2 protein-coding genes are annotated in these 18630 nt (G+C 39.2%); both read right to left on the bottom strand.

Annotated features, from left to right (window positions below):
• Nucleotides 1-21 precede the first annotated feature (21 nt).
• Entirely contained in the window at nucleotides 22-16680 is a 16659-nt protein-coding gene (locus tag N7603_RS03080) for a dockerin type I repeat-containing protein (RefSeq protein ID WP_262095873.1), read from the bottom strand.
• A gap of 395 nt (nucleotides 16681-17075) precedes the next feature.
• Complete coding sequence (locus tag N7603_RS09035) at nucleotides 17076-18614, bottom strand: immunoglobulin-like domain-containing protein (RefSeq protein WP_262095872.1); 1539 nt, start codon at nucleotides 18612-18614, stop codon at nucleotides 17076-17078.
• Nucleotides 18615-18630: the final 16 nt, after the last annotated feature.

Here is an 18630-nt window from a genome sequence, read left to right as displayed (position 1 = left end):
AAAAATCTCCTATGTAATACTCTAACTATGCTCAGAAAAAATTGATTCTTTTCCTTGAACATGTCCAGCTAGTAAGTTTAAGTCCACAATATTGATGGTGCTGTTGTCATCAATCAGGGCTGCAAGTAGTGTGAGGTTAGAAATTGGATTTCGCATTGTAACATGACCATCCAACTGGTTAAAGTCGACGATATTGACTTTGCCATCTCCATTTAAATCGCCTCTAAGAATCACATGAACCTCATCTTTATAGGTACCTGGGTTCGCTTTGTCACGAATGACGATACGAAGTCCGGTATAGACTATGCTTGAATCGGCTACTGGATTGTTATTTAAATCGATAAATTCTAGGTTCGTATTCTCGAAATGCGTCTTAATTTCTGCAATCGTTAAGCCTTGATACGCACCAATTAAGTAAATAGGCTGTTCAGATTCTTCATTCTTACGATCTACGATAGGTATCAAATTGGTGATTTCCGCATAATTTAGCGATAAGAAACTATCTTCTTTAAGTTTAATGTAACCATCAAATTCATAACGGGCGACTAAAACGATGTGTCCTAAAATGGAACCATCTGCAATCTCCGTGATCGGTGTATCTAGGTCAACGGCTCTTCTACGACCTACTTTTTCCATTTTCACATCTGCTAAGAACCAGCCCACAAATTGATAATCCTCTTTGTATGCGCCTTGCAGTTCAATATGGTCTTCAATGGTGTATTGAGAAGGGTTTGTTGTATAACCGCCATCGAGTTCATAGGTGATGTTATACACAATTGGTATCCATTCGGCGTAAAGTTGTAAGCCTTCTTCTTCAACTGTGAAGGTTTCACCATCACTAAATTCAATGTATGTTTGATCTTCTGAGGTCTTCCAACCTGTAAATTCATAACCACGTCGTTCGGAGGTAATCTTAGGTAAAGTTACCGTACTACCATACGCATACACAATCGGTTCGATGGTTTCGGTTAATACACCATGGAAATTGATTTGATAGTCGTTCGCAACATACAAGGCTCTCACTTCAACATCATTCTTGATTGAGGAGATGTCGTGATCCCAATTCATGAAGCGGTAGCCTTCACGTGTTGGAGTGACGACTTTTCCAGCTGCACTCTTACCATATTCAATCGTAACCTTAGCGAGGAAGCTGCCGTCAAAGTCAACGAACGTGACCATAAACGTGCGTAATTGTCTAGAAAAAATCGGTTTGACAATCAGATTACTTCGAACTTGGGTCGTATCGGTATCCCAGCCTTGGAAGCTGTATTCATAAAGTTCATCCTTCGGTCTGGTTGGAATCTTGGTCGGGTCTATCGCATCTGCACCATAATTAATAATTTGTGTTTCAATGACATTGCCATTGAAATCTAAGAAAATAACTTGGAATGTTTTGAGTATTTCTTTATACACAGCCACGAAATCCATATCTTCAGTCAGTTGTAGAGGCACCACTGGTGTCCACCCTTCAAATACATAAGTCATGTATTCGTTACCAATCTTAATTGGTGCAGTGGGTGGTGTTATGGTAGCGCCATAAACGTCTTTCATTTGTTTTAAAATTGTCGTTTGATCATCTGCGTAGAATGTATATGTGTATTGTCTAAGGACTGAAGTATAAACAGTTTGAACAACAATGTCTTGTGTAACAAAGTTAAACGGACGGTTATAACCTGAGAAAATATAGTAATACATTTGGTCTTCTGGCTTTAGAGGAATGTTATCGGGTTCAGTAGCCCCAGTACCATATTCGACCTCTTGTGTTTTTAAGACTTGACCTAAATCATCGATAAAGGTAACCGTATAAGTTTGTAAGAATCGGTTATAGACAGATTCAATGGTCACATTTTGATAGATTGTGTTCGGTATATTCGACCAAGTTCTAAATTGATAATAGTATTGAGCCGTTTCCGACTTCGTAGGAATACCCAATGGTACAACCGGTTTAGCACCGTATTTCACCCATTGTGTATTAAATGTTTTACCATCACCATCTAAGAAAATGACTTCAAACTCTCGTAATTTTTCTTCAAAATATGGGGTGAAATCGATGTCTTTAGTGAGTAGTTCAGGCACGTCTGGTGACCAACCAACAAATAGATACTCATACTTTTCAGTCATTGGTTTCGTAGGATTACCAGGAACTGTAATTTGAGACCCATAAGGGGCTTTGACTGTTTTAATTGGTAAGCCTTGAGCGTCTAAGAAACGGTATGTATATTCGCGAATGACTGCCTCGTAAACGAGCTTCACTTCGATGTTTTGAGTGATATTGGTGTATGGTCTTGACCATGTAATTTTGTAATCATAAGCATCGGTGGAAGGTTTATTCGGAATGTCACTTGGTGGTGTAGCTGAAGCCCCATAAGGGACTAAAACTTCTTTCATCAAGCGACCTTCTTCATCGACAAATCTTACGGTATATAAACGGACATCGGATTCGAATAACGCATAGACCGTGAGATTTTCAGTGATATTATCGTAGGCACGGTCCCACCCTGTAAAGCGGTAAGTCTTATCGGTTGTGTTCGATTTAGTTGGAATACCATTCGGTGTGATTGCGTCTTCACCATATAAAACGATTTGAACGTCAAACACAAGGTTGTTGCCATCTAGGAATACGACTTGATAGGATTTATTCTTTTCAATAAATTCTGCATTAATATCGATATTCTTCGTGACGTAATCAAACGGATTCGACCAACTGTCAAATACATAGAAATGGGTAAGGGTATCGGCTTTAACTGGGATACCTGGGTCTAAGGCTGATCGTCCGTATTCGACTGTTTGTGTTTGGAATAATACACCGGTTTCACTGTAGAAATTCACTACATAGTAACGTGGAAGTGTTTCATAAATACCTTCAATGATTTCATTTTTCTTGATTTCATTAAATGACTGATTCCATCCAACAATCGTATAGATGGTATTCGCATCAACAATCTCGTAATTAAGACTCTTGATTGGGTCAATCGCAGCTTTTCCATACTCGATGGTTTGCTCATTAATTATCGTGCCATGACGGTCTATAAAGACAACTTGATAGTATCGATCGACCGCGTCAAATTCTGCGATGATCTCTGTGTTACTGGTAATATTTTGACCTGTGTGATTAAATCCTTTAAAGACATAATAAGTATCTGAAGTTGGCGTTTTGGTTGCGACTTTAGGCAGTATTGCCGAGCTACCATAAGCAATGATTTGAGTTTCGATTAATTGATCATCACCATCGTAGAAACGCACTTCATAGTGTCTTAGATTTTCTTCAAAAATCGGTTTAATAACTAAGTTTGACTTCACGACTTCAAACGCGTGGTCCCACCCCATGAACGCATAATCGTACTGGTCTGTGGATGCTTTTGTGATGTCTTTTGGAGCGTATGCACTTTGTCCATATTCAATCGTCGATGTTTGGATTAAGGTACCATCTTCATACTCAAAGCGAACTTCATAGTAACGGTCAAACTCATCATAAAGGGCTTCAATCGTTAAATCGGATTCGACTTCATTAAAATTCTTGTTCCATGTACTGAAAATATAAACTTTATTAGGTGTACTTGGACGCAATGGGTGTTCTGGTTCCACTGCATTTTCACCACGAATCACAATTTGAGTGGATAAAACTTGACCATCATAATTCACAAATGTAACCGTAAAGTAATTGGTGGTTGTTTCAAATACAGCTGTAATGATGCGGTCTGAGGTAATATTGAGTGGACTTTGATCCCATTCAATAAAGGTATAAGTGTATTGGTCAGTATTCGTTTTTGATGGTTCTGGTAATATTGCATTTTTGCCGTGTTCAACCATCTGATAGGTTGTTTCATCCCCATTAACTATCTTAACTTCATACGTCTTAATTCGAGACCCATAGTTTGCATGGACTTCTAAATCCGATTCAACAAAATCAAAGGCTTTATTCCAGTTGATAAAGTAGTTTTCATAACCTACTAAGTGATGTGGTTTAACTGGGGCTTCTGGTGCTGTAGCTGCGTAACCGTATTCGACTTGTTCTGATTTCAAGACGATGTCGGTTTCATAACCATAGAATGTGACGATGTAATAACGGTCGACTTCAACATAAGTAGATTCGATGTATCGGTCGGCACGGACATTAGTAAGGCTACCTAACCAGCCATCAAATTTATAAGCAATATCTAAAATGGCTGCTTTTCTTGGAATACCGGTTGGTACTTTTGCATTTTGTCCATATAGGACTTCTTGTGCTTCAAATACTTCATTATTACCATCCATAAAATACACCGTATATGGACGCAATTCTGTCGTAAACTCGGCGTATGCGATGAGATTTGATTGGACCTGTGTTAAATCTACACTCCAACCACTGAATATAAAGATATTTTCTAGTGTCATTGCCTTCGATGGTTCTTTTGAAGGTTGACTGGCTTCTGTCAAATACTCCACTGTAACGGTATCTAAGATACTGCCATCCCCATCGATATACGTGATTGTATAGTAGCGGTCTACGCGTGTGAATGTCGCACGAATATCGGTATCTTTGACAATATGATCAAATGCTTGATCCCAACCTAAGAACTTATACGCATCCATTTCAGTGTAGGCTTTTTGTGGGGTAATCGCTGGTGCTTGTGCTGCTTCTAAGAATTTAATATATTGCGTTTCGAGAACGTCATCATTACCGTCTAAGAATCTGACGACATAATAGCGATCTAAGGCATTGAAAATAGGCGATACAGTCATCGCTTTTTTGACTGAACTGATGTCTTGACTCCATCCACTAAACTCATAGATGTAACGATCATCCATTTCTTTTTCTGGTATATGTGCAGTTTTAGCATCTTTACCATATTCAACCAGCACTTGTTCTAAGATATTTGAATTCACATCCAGGAATGTCACTTGATAGTAACGATCAACGGTTTTAAAAATCGGATAAACTTCTGCATTTTCAAATACTTCCTTAGTGAAATCATAGTCCCACTTTTCAAATTCATAAGCAGATTGGCCTTCAAATTGCTTTTCAGGAATGGTGGATAGTGGGGTTGCTAAGGTACCATATTCGATAAGAATATCGGCCATGAATTGGTCGTTTCCATCAAAATAAGTAAGTTTAAAGTAGCGATTCTTTTCTTCATAAGTCGCTTCAATCTTAAGTGAGGTTGTGATACGAGTTGAGAAGTCAAATTGCCATTGTTTGAAGAAGAACACCTTGTCATAACTTGGGTTTTTGGTTGGAATCTCAAGAGGTTCAGTAACATAATCACCATGAGATATTTGTACCTCTTCAATGACATTTCCATTACCATCGATGAATTCTACTTTATGGATGGCTACTTTGTATTGAGCTTCTAAAGTAATTGAATCGTTGTGTGAATATACTTGGATCGATTCGCCATTTGCTTGTGTATATTGGATTCTAGTTGCTTCATTATTTAAATAATACCAACCCACCAACTCGAAACCGAATTTAAATGGTACAGGTAATTGATAATACTCATTCGGTATTACATAGACTTTCGATACCGTATTTTGTTCTGTTGCACCTTTATAATCTAGTGTGATTTCAAAAAGTTCAGTTTGAGTGGATGCCATGGATAAGGATTTGGTGTGGGCGCTTGAAGCTCTTGAGAAAAGTGTTAATTGTGGATAGTTTTGCATAGCCTCGATATTATAGGCAGCACTCCATAAATTGGTACCTTCGATAAAATTCATTTGGAACTCATCGGTCCCTAAGGCATTTACACCCGTCATAAAGGACTTATCTAAGCCCTTAACAGTATCGCTATTAAATGCAGTGCCAACAGCGATACTTGGTTTAATATAGCCTTTTGGTGCGCTATATGCATTTAAAATACGGGTGTCATAATAACTAAACTCGATGACCCCTGAATTAAACATACCTGCAAGCGCACCGACTGTATTTTTACCATAAATGATGCCTGTATTGTACGTGTTTTGGATTATACCGTCGACACCACCAGCAATCCCACCGACGTATTGGTTTCCGATAACTTTACCGCGGTTATAGGCGTTTTTAATGAGTTCAAATGTTTGACCAACCAATCCGCCTGTATAATTTCTACCTGTGACATTGGCTTGGTTATATACAGTTTCGATGATTCCACGGTTCATCCCTGCAATCGCACCCGTGTAATCTAGACCCGATACAGTACCAGATACTGAGAAACTGTGGAGGTGACCATATTCACCGACATGACCAAAGAGCCCTTGATAATTCTTATTTTGCTCTATATTTAGTTTAAAGTTAACACCACTACCATCAAGCGTACCGTTAAATGGCGCAGTCTCTGTTCCGATTGCGAATAAGAAATATTGTTCTTCTGCATCGACGAAGTTGAATTCAGAAACAGTAGGAGATACTTTGAAGTAAACGCCACGGTAGTCATTGCCGCTATTTACAGTTTCAGATAACGCAATGACATCGGATTCACTATTCAAAATGTATGGATTATCGTTCGTACCTTCACCATAAATGAAAGTCTTACCACGAACAGATAACATGGAGTCGTTGCGAACATCGACGGATGAGTTTGTTGTAAAGGCCTTAATTTGTGGGTAATAGCTCCACATATCGTGTGATGCAGTCATCGCGAATAAGGCTGGGTTACTAAAGTTCATTTGACGTACAGACATACCGATTGCGTTCATACCAGCCATTTGACCACGATATAAACCTTTTAGAGTAGTCGTATTGTCGATATTGCTGATTGCTTTGGTTGGTTTGATACCTATGGTTGAACTACTATTTTCTAAAATATTAAGGTCATAATAAGCACGGACAGTTGTGCCTGTAGTGCGTTGACCGATAATGGCGCCAACTTCAGACAGTCCAAAAACACTACCTGCGTTGTATAAGTCAGATAGCATACCCGAAGACATGAGGCCGACCAATCCTCCCGCTAGATTACCAAGAGATTGAATCGCACCTGTATTGTAAGAGTTGATGATGCTGGCTTGTAAAGTGGTACTTTGGTTAAGCCCTGCAATCCCCCCAACAATACCCACTTTTGCGATAATTGAACCCATATTATAACTTTCAGAAATGGCGTTGTAGTTAACGCCTGCAATTCCACCGATTTGCGTGTTCCCAGTGACTTTTTCGGTATTATAGCTGGTTTGAATGATTTTAGTGTTCATCCCCGCAATACCACCAACACTGGTATCTCCATCAATGATGCCTTTGTTATAACTTAGGGCGATGGTCCCTTCATTTTCACCAGCAATCCCGCCTACGAAAGACCCTCTTAAAGTGATATTGCCTTTGTTGACGGATTGTCTTATAGTTCCACTATTGACCGCAACAATCCCACCGGTTGATGTACCTGTGGTACTGGTAATATTGACTAAGTTTGTTACGAACTCAATCGAACCCATATTACGAGAAGCGAGACCGCCTAAGTAACTTCTGCCGTGGATTGTGCCTTGAATTGTTAGATTCTTGATCAATGCTTTTGTACCTAGAGTATGGAACATCCCCATGTAATCTTGATTTGGATTATTAAACATGATGGTGAATAAAGCTTTATTGCCATCAAAAGTACCATTAAAATAGCTTTGGTCTGTCCCAATTGGGTCATACATCAATTCTGCATCAGATAAGTCAATGGTTTGTATACCTTCTGCTACCTTGAAGTATTTATTTGTGAAATCAATGTCTTTCTTGACATAATCACCAATGGTCTTCATATCGTATCCATCATAGATTAAATACGGGTCTAAAAGTGTTCCAGCTCCTGTAAACACATTTCTAGTAATCGATTTTAAGGAATCACTGCTGTATTTGGGTTCTGCATTTTTAAATACATAGAGTTCCGGATAATAAGAGATGAAATCACTACCGAGTTTTAATGACCATTCGATGGATAAATTCATTTGATCTTCATTTGTCCCAATCGCATAAAGTGAGGTCATTTCTTCGGTTGTTAAGGCTTTGATGTCCCCAGATTGATCACCTGAATAGATGGCCTGACTTGGTTTTGTATAAGGGCTTGATACTTTGGTGTATTCGATGAGCGAAGTATCATAGTATACCGAATCGATACTACCTAAGTTTAATGCACTGATACCACCTAAATCGTTAATACCCATAATTTTAGATGCTTGATAGCCGTCTTGAACCGTACCATGGTTGAGGGCTACTACACCACCGACAAAGTTTTCTTGACTCGTTAAATCTCCACGGTTATAGAAATGGATTAAACTGCCTCGGTTAACAGCAACCACCCCACCTAAATAACGGTTAGAAGCTTGTAAATGGCCATAATTAAATACAAACATCATACGCGCATCCGTTTCATTTTTAGAAACCACACCTGCAGTGTAGGATGCACCTTGAATATTCGTCATATTGTAAGCGAGTTCAATTGTATTTTGGTTGATAGCGGTAATCCCCGCGGTATAGGTTTGTCCCTTTATTTCGCCCTTGTTTGTAACAAGTTCAAGCGTTCCACTATTAACCGATGCGATACCAGAAACGTAGTTTAAACCTTCAATACGCGCTTCATTATGGACGTTTTCCACAGCACCTTTATTGAAAGCGACAACACCGGAAACATAATCGGTACCTTTTACTGAGCCTTTGACACTTAGGTTACTTATGCTACCTGTGGATTCTACGACACCGAATAATGCAGCGTAATGGGTATAATCAATTGCTAAATTAAAAGTAGCATGATTACCATCAAAGTGCCCTTTAAATGGCGCATTCAACGACCCAATGGGTTTGAATTCCAATGTCGATGGACTCAAATCCAATGTTTTATTGGCTTCAAATACTTTGAAATGAATATCGGTGGTATCGACTTGTTGTAATACTAAGTTCGATAACGCAACCATATCGGCACTCGAGTAAATTAAGAAAGGCTGATTGAGTGTCCCTTCACCCACAAATACAGGTACAGATACAGCGTCTATCGAATCATTCAAGACGTGTTCTGTCGTATTATAGAGGAATGCTTTGAGTTGAGGATAATAACCAAATAAACCATCATTTGGTTTTAAAACAAAGATATCTGCGTTAAATTTGATACCTTGTAACTGATCTCCTGTCATTTCAGAGGTATACACACCCTTAATGACTTCTGTATCGGCTTTATTAGAAATTGCTTTAAGCGCTTTTGGTGTTTGAATGGTTTGTAAAATGGTGGTGAGGTTATAGTAACTATTGAAAACAGTTGCATAACCGTCTGCAACCCCGATAATCATACCCGAGTTTGACCCTAAAACAGCCCCTGCGTTATATGTATCGGAAACCATGCCTTGTGCATAACCGACGATTCCACCAGCGTAAGATCCAGCGACTTTAATGGTACCTGTGTTGAAGACTTTTTCAACGGTGGTGTTTCGTACAGTATACCCTGTAATACCACCGGCATAATGGTACACACTTACTGAAACATCCCCAGTATTGAAAGCATTTTTGATAATACCTTCGTTATAACCGACGATCCCTCCAGCATGGTAGTCCTTCGCAGTAATCGTAGCTTTATTATAGACGTTTTCAATTAATCCACGGTTTCTGCCTGCAATACCGCCCGCAAAACGGGTCGCGTACACACTGCCGTAGACCGATAAATTTCGAATAACCGCTTTGTTACCAACAAAACCAAACAAACCCTGATAATAAATGGATTGGTTTAAACTCAAGATAAATTGGGTATGGTTCCCATCAAAGTTGCCTTGGAAATAATAGTTTTCATTCCCAATCGGTAGATAGTTTAGACCAGTTACTGTTAAATCGATTGTTTCAATGTCATCTGCAACTCTAAAGTATTTACCTTCTAAAGTCATTCTCGCCACACTTAAATCAGAGATGGCTTTCATATCTAGATTGGTACGAATGATGTATGGATTATGGAGTGACCCATCCCCCTCTGTAAAACGATTTACGCGTACAGAGTTGGTCGAATTCTCGATGACTTTTGATAGTTTGTGTTTATTAAAATAGGCTAATTGAGGATAATAGGCATCAAATCCACTGGCTTTTAATACCACCCAGTTGGTTGGATTTGAAAAAGAAATACCTGTTTCCCCGAATACCCCACTGCTCAATAGGTTCATTAAGACACCTTTAATGTTCGTTTGATCGTCCACATTTGAGATGGCTTTAACCGGTTTTAAGGTTTCTAGAACATCTAAAACTTCAATAGCTGAACTATTGTAATATAAATAATCTAAACCCGTTAAACTAGACGTATAACCTAGGATACCGCCAGTGTTCGTAACACCAAAAACGCTACTTGAAACATAGCCATCTTTAACGAAACCTTCTGAGTATCCGATTAAACCACCGGTATAAGTAACCCCTTCTACAAGACCATTTTGATAAACAGATTCCAATGTACCTTGATGATAGCCTAAAATACCACCTGTATAGAGCGAACCTTTAATGGTTGCTGTAGAGTACACATTACGGATTGTGCCTTTGTTATACCCGGCAATACTGCCTACATATTCCGTTCCAGTAATGCTGCCTGAGACGGATAGCTGTGAAATGGTTGCGGATGCGCCTACGACGCCAAATAAACCTTGGTAATTATTACCAGCTAAACTCAATCTAAAATTGACACCACTACCATCAAATACACCATTAAACGGTGTAATCGGTGTACCAATCGGTTGATAATTTAAACCGGTTTGAGTGAGGTTCATTTCACTCAAATTGTTTCTAACTACGAAATAGACATTTTCAAAATCGTTACCCATTTGAACCAGGTTCGATAATCGGACCATATCGCGTTCATTTAATAGGATATAAGGTGTTGTTTCGGTACCCATTCCAGCAAAAATATATGTACTTACAGAACTCAATGAATCTGCTTTTATAGCAGAATTCGCTTCACTAAATAATTTGAGTTGTGGATAATGGACTTTGACTCCGTCATCTGCTGTTAATACCCATTTCGATTCATCGAGTTTTAATAAGGTACTATTCGATTCTGAACTGATTATTGAAAGTCCTGTTAGTTGGTTCTTTTCAACACCTTTTACAGTCAATTGTTCAAGTTTATTCCCAATTGAACGAATCGGTTTAATGACATTTGCTTGGAGATCAGCTTCAATGATAGATAAATCATAGTAACTGTTGATTTCTACTGTTGTTCCACCCACACGACCAATGATACCACCAATATAGCCCGCATTTAGACCTCGAACCATACTCGCGCTATAGGCGTTATCCAGTGTCCCATTGACTAAATTACCTAAAATACCACCCACATGATTGCCACTACCAATCACGTTATTACGGTTATAAACATAGGAAATTGCGGAATTTGTTTCAGCGTAACCTGTGATACCACCTAAGAAATGATTACCTGTAATTGCACCAAAATTGAATGCCGATTCCAGTGTGGACTTCGTCATACTACCAGAAATACCTGCTACTTTATCAGTACCTTTGACATTCCCCATATTATAAAGTTCTTTTAAGTTTGAATATCTGGCATCACCAACAATACCTGCAGTAAAGGTTGTACCTTCAATGGTGGCTTTGTTATAAACTTTTTCGATTCTACCATATTGGATATAACCAATCGCACCCGCGGTATAACTTAAGCCTTTAACCGATCCGGTGACAGTAAAATTGGTAATACTTGCGTCATTACCAACATAACCAAATAATGCTGTATAATTCACTGAAGTGGCTAAATTTAAATGAATGATCGCGTTATTACCATCGAAATGACCTCTGAACGGACGCGTACTATTCGGTCCAATCGGGTTGAATCCCAATCCAGTTTGAGTTAAATCAAGACGTGTAATACCATCTTCCACTTTAAAATAAATACCAGTCAGTGTATCTTCTTTCGTAATATCCGATAATATTTTCATATCGATTTCACTGGTAATTATGTATGGATTCACTTTGGTACCATTACCTATGGCAAAGCGAATCGTACGTGCCGATTGGCTCGATTTCATCTTAATCGCCGATTGTGAATTGGATTGGAAGCCTTTAATTTGGAGATAGTAAGTGTACATACCGCTCGCATTGGATTCACTCCAATACGTCGAGTCAAAATCCAATTGGTACGTACCAGACCCAATGATACTCAATCCCTGCATTTGGATTTTCTCTAAACCCTTAACATCGCTTAAATTAGCCATATTTCCTATGGCTTGAATAGGTTTGTTTAAATTTGAATTTTCAAAATATTCTATCTTAGTTTGATCGTAATAAGCACTTTGAATCGTACCTTCATTATAGCCAGCGACACCACCGATATGGGTTGACCCGATTACGGTTGTGCCTGCATATACCTGAGATATATCTCCGCGGTTCGTACCGACGATACCCCCAATATTTGAAAGTGTCGCGTTCACATCCCCAGTAAAGTAACCAATTTCTAAGGTGCCTTCATTGGTCCCGATTAAACCGCCTGTATGATTCTTACCACGAATACCTGAGGTTGCATAAACTTCTGAAACGATACCTTTATTCAAACCCACAATTGAGCCTATATGATCACTACCAATCAGCTGTCCGGAGACAGAAAGTCTTTGAATGACTGCCTCACTTGAAGTCACTCCAAATAAACCTTGGTAAGATTGTTGACTGTTGATATTTAATACAAAATTCGCGTAATTACCATCAAAATGGCCTCTAAATGGTGTTGTTAATGACCCGATTGGACTGAAATTTTCAGTTAAATCGATATCTGTAACGTTCTTATTTACCAAGTAGTAAACCCCAAATGCGTCATAAGAACCCGAGATTGATAAGGATAATGCGCGCATTTCAGCGGCTGATGAGATGATATAAGGGCTACTCGAAGTCCCATCCCCAATGAATGGAATGGTCTTAACGGAGTCTTTCGAGTCTTCCATCACGACACTACTTGAACTGGTTGAAAATACCCTTAGTTGTGGGTAGAAAGCATAGAAACCTTCAATATCTTTGAATGTCCAGTCCGTTCCTGAAAACCCACGACTGGTCATCCCACTACCAATTAAACTGGTCTTTTCTAAACCTTGACCACCAACAACTGTAGACGGTTTTAACGTTCTTGGTTGTCTGTAATTCACCAATACACTCACGTCATAATACAAATGCGTTCTCACGTTCGCTGGCGTCGATGAGGTGTATCGACCTGGGTTATTATACCCAATCACTCCGCCTACTTCCGCGTTCCCACTCACTAACCCTGCACTATAGTTTTGTATCATTACGTTCACGTGACTTACACTCGATGTGGATGCTTGGTACTGTTGTACATACCCGACTATCCCACCTACATATCTCGCGCCGATGATTTCGCCCATGTTATAGGTTCGCTCGATTCGCCCTTCATACATCCTTCCGACGATACCACCTGCGATATCTCCACTCGCTAAGATATCCCCGGTATTGTATGCGTTAATCACTTGTCCATTGGTTAAATACCCAACAATCCCGCCCACATACGATACCCCACTGATATCCGCTTGGTTATACACATTTCTTACAATCCCTGATACCATCGTCCCGACCACGGCCCCGACATACGTTCCACCAATCATTTGTCCTTTTATAGATAAATTCTCGATCGTTCCGATGCCGAAATAACCGAACAATCCAATGTTCGATCCACTTTGATTCACTTCTATATTGAATTCTGCGTTATTTCCATTAAAACTGCCATAGAATGGTCGGCTCGCACTCCCGATTGGTGTAAAATTACCCAAATCAAATTGTCCCACGCCGTCTTCCACTTTGAAATAGAACCCTTCAAATGTGTTTCCACTCGCTACTTTTAACTTTAACGCTTCGATATCTTCTTTTGTTCTAATCCAAAATGGTAAATCTGAGGTCCCTAATCCATCCCCGATTTCCACTTGGACACTCGCTTTTGAGTTCCCTTTGATCGTTCCATTCGAATGGTTTGAAAATACGCTCAGTTGTGGGTAATATCCAAACCCATCTGAGATCGCTTCAAATACGAATCCACTCGATAGCTTCCCGCTCATTCCACTGAAGAATACGCCAGAAGATAGCCCTTCTGCAGATGCTAAACTGCTCGGTTTTACAGCTCTGGTTTGTGCGTAGTTCGCCATCTCTGTGATGTCATAGTAGTTGTTGTTTCTGGCGTTCGCTCCCGTCGAGGATGTGTATCTCGCTGCTGAACTTGCGCCTATTACGCCCCCCACTGCACTGTCTCCACTCACTGTCCCGGAACTGTAGTTATTGTTCACATTATTGACATGACTTACACTCGATGATGCCATTGTATAGGTATACGTATAGCCGATGATTCCACCGACATTAGATACCCCTGTAATCTCTGCGCGGTTATACGTTAACGTCACTGTTCCGTTATATAGCTGTCCGACTATTCCACCAATATTTGAACCTACTGCGGCGATTCTCGCTTCGTTATAAATGTTTCTTACCAATCCACTTTGTTGGTATCCGACCGCACTTCCGACGTTTGTTCTGCCTTTGATGGACCCGTATATCGAGAAGTTTTCTATCGTTCCGTTTTGGATATACCCAAATATACCCACGTTATCGGTCGCTGTTTTATCGATCGCTACTCTAAACCTTACACCATTTCCGTTAAAGTTCCCTAAAAACGGTCTTGTTGTGGTTCCGACTGGTACGAAATCACCTAAATCCAGTTCTGAAATCCCGTCATCCACTTTGAAATAGAATCCGGAATACGTGTTTCCATTTAACACCAGTTGAGATAGGTTATGCATGTCTTCTGCTGTCTTAATCAAGAATGGAATGGCACTCGTTCCGAGTCCATACCCGATATCCACTTTGACCGATTCAATTGATTCGGTTGAGATTCTTGCTTCTTCATGGGTTCTAAATACGCTTAATTGTGGGTAATACGCGTATTTATCCTCTTTTGTATCGTAATACCAATTGGCTTCTGTAAGCCCTTTGGCTATCATTTGATCTTTCGATAGTAAAACACTGCCGTCTAGTCCATATGGATGACCTTGGACTTCCGGTTTTAACGTTCTTGGTTGTCTGTAATTCACCAATACACTCACGTCATAATACAAATGCGTTCTCACGTTCGCTGGCGTCGATGAGGTGTATCGACCTGGGTTATTATACCCAATCACTCCGCCTACTTCCGCGTTCCCACTCACTAACCCTGCACTATAGTTTTGTATCATTACGTTCACGTGACTTACACTCGATGTGGATGCTTGGTACTGTTGTACATACCCGACTATCCCACCTACATATCTCGCGCCGATGATTTCGCCCATGTTATAGGTTCGCTCGATTCGCCCTTCATACATCCTTCCGACGATACCACCTGCGATATCTCCACTCGCTAAGATATCCCCGGTATTGTATGCGTTAATCACTTGTCCATTGGTTAAATACCCAACAATCCCGCCCACATACGATACCCCACTGATATCCGCTTGGTTATACACATTTCTTACAATCCCTGATACCATCGTCCCGACCACGGCCCCGACATACGTTCCACCAATCATTTGTCCTTTTATAGATAAATTCTCGATCGTTCCGATGCCGAAATAACCGAACAATCCAATGTTCGATCCACTTTGATTCACTTCTATATTGAATTCTGCGTTATTTCCATTAAAACTGCCATAGAATGGTCGGCTCGCACTCCCGATTGGTGTAAAATTACCCAAATCAAATTGTCCCACGCCGTCTTCCACTTTGAAATAGAACCCTTCAAATGTGTTTCCACTCGCTACTTTTAACTTTAACGCTTCGATATCTTCTTTTGTTCTAATCCAAAATGGTAAATCTGAGGTCCCTAATCCATCCCCGATTTCCACTTGGACACTCGCTTTTGAGTTCCCTTTGATCGTTCCATTCGAATGGTTTGAAAATACGCTCAGTTGTGGGTAATATCCAAACCCATCTGAGATCGCTTCAAATACGAATCCACTCGATAGCTTCCCGCTCATTCCACTGAAGAATACGCCAGAAGATAGCCCTTCTGCAGATGCTAAACTGCTCGGTTTTACAGCTCTGGTTTGTGCGTAGTTCGCCATCTCTGTGATGTCATAGTAGTTGTTGTTTCTGGCGTTCGCTCCCGTCGAGGATGTGTATCTCGCTGCTGAACTTGCGCCTATTACGCCCCCCACTGCACTGTCTCCACTCACTGTCCCGGAACTGTAGTTATTGTTCACATTATTGACATGACTTACACTCGATGATGCCATTGTATAGGTATACGTATAGCCGATGATTCCACCGACATTAGATACCCCTGTAATCTCTGCGCGGTTATACGTTAACGTCACTGTTCCGTTATATAGCTGTCCGACTATTCCACCAATATTTGAACCTACTGCGGCGATTCTCGCTTCGTTATAAATGTTTCTTACCAATCCACTTTGTTGGTATCCGACCGCACTTCCGACGTTTGTTCTGCCTTTGATGGACCCGTATATCGAGAAGTTTTCTATCGTTCCGTTTTGGATATACCCAAATATACCCACGTTATCGGTCGCTGTTTTATCGATCGCTACTCTAAACCTTACACCATTTCCGTTAAAGTTCCCTAAAAACGGTCTTGTTGTGGTTCCGACTGGTACGAAATCACCTAAATCGAGCTCATCGATACCTGTTGAAACCACGAAATACTTACCACTAAAATTATTTCCACCTAGCGTGAGTGATGAGATGGTTAACATATCTTCACTTGAGGTAATAACATAGGGATCACTGCTGGTTCCTGCTTGAGACAAAAACTCTGAGTTGTATGAAAAAAAATGGGATTCCTCGGTGTGGAAAGATAAAAATCTTCCGGTACGAAGAATCCCGAAAATTGCGTAAAATGAAATTAATACAAAACAGCTATATCTAATAAATCGTCTCGTTTTCATAACCCACCATATATAAATATGAATTGTTCATTTGTTAATTCAATTGTACGATGAAATGATTATGAAATCAATACATTTTTATAACTTTTCTGTTACGCAAATGAAATAATTGAGTTTATAGTTTATTTAATTTGTATACTTACTAACCATATATCATGACAAACGGATAATGGCTATATATCAATATATTAAGGTGTTCAAACAATTTATCAATAATTTAAAACTAACTTGTCTATATTATTTCATTTTTATTCAAATTAATAGACTATAACGTAGGAAATTTGTGTCGTAATATTATTTCTTAAATCAGTAATAGTATATATTATTTTATACGTCCCTTTTTGTGAAATATCGACCAGTGAATCATCCACTTCAATCGAAGCTGTAATATCCATATCGACATTATCATAAGCCGTTACATGTTGAATTAAATCTGGGTAAGTCCCAGACTCTAAAGAAACATAAATATCCACAATACCATAAAAAACAGGCGGTACATCATCAATAACTGTAACTTTTCGTGTTTCTATTGTTTTATTTAATGTATCATCCATGACTTCATAATAAACAGTATATGTTCCAGGGATCTCCCATTTTACTTCTTCATCGGAAACTAGAATGCGGTTCGTGAGATTACCTGACACCTCATCGTAGGCAAGAATTCCAAGGTGTAAATCGGGCTTCGTTTGACTCATATAATACGTGAGATTTTGTATGCCTGTAAACACAGGGGGTTCCGAGTCATATTCGTCTGTAATTATACGTACTTGAACCATTGCATTTTGTGTGAATCCAAGCGAATTTGTGACACGATAAAACAGCATATATTCGCCAATCAGAGTGTAGTTAATGTTTGATTCATCAACTAAAATTTGATTAGATAAATCACCTTCAATCGAATCTAAAGCATTAATATTTTCTAAGTAATCAGGTTTTTGATCACCCAATTTTATTACGAAATCCTTTAAACCTTCAAAATGAATTGTATTTTCAGTTGACCATTTAACTTCAATCTCTGTAGTTATTTTGGTTTCAAACCCATAATCATCCTTAAGACTAAGTAGAACGGGATAAAAGCCAGTTTGATTGTAGTTTACAAACTTATCATCAATGACAATGGAATCCGTCATGTCTTTTCCAAAGTAATCGATACCAAATAGGTTCTCTTTATAAGGTGTTGTCTCATTACCAATCATGTATTCAAAAGCGTTAAGCTGAGTTATTACTGGATGATAGTTTGTGGTTTCATCGTGATAATACTCAACCATTAAGGTTTGGCTTGTCGATAAGCCATAATCATCTGAAACAGAAACTAGTAATGGATATTGACCTGGTAATCTTGGATTGATTTGATTGGAATTTGCTTCGATCCTTTCACTAATTTCATTACCAAACAAGTCATATGCTTTCAAGTAGGATACATAATCTATAGTTTCCTTTGTAATTGGAAAAACCAGTTCGTCCACAAGTGAAAAAAACGGTTTATCACCGCGGATGGTTAGTTGTCGTGGATACGTTAAATTTTTGTAAGTATATAAAAGCGTATAGTTTCCAACTGTATTCCACTTTACAGCACTTTCGTCAATAATATAGGGAATAAGAATTGGCTTTTGATGTCCATTAAGCGATTTTACATTCTCATTTAAATCCGGTTTTTCATTACCTAATTCATAGGTGAGTGGGGTTAATCCCGTGATGTAAATCTCATTAGATTTTTTAACATACTGCAACGATAGGATCACACCTATGGTTAATAGGATCAAACTACATAGGCCAACGATAACATACTTTTTCACAATTTAAGGGTCCTTT

This window comes from Paracholeplasma vituli (assembly GCF_025446935.1).
Lineage (GTDB): Bacteria > Bacillota_I > Bacilli_A > Acholeplasmatales > UBA5453 > Paracholeplasma > Paracholeplasma vituli.
This window is presented reverse-complemented; position numbering and strand designations above follow the sequence as displayed.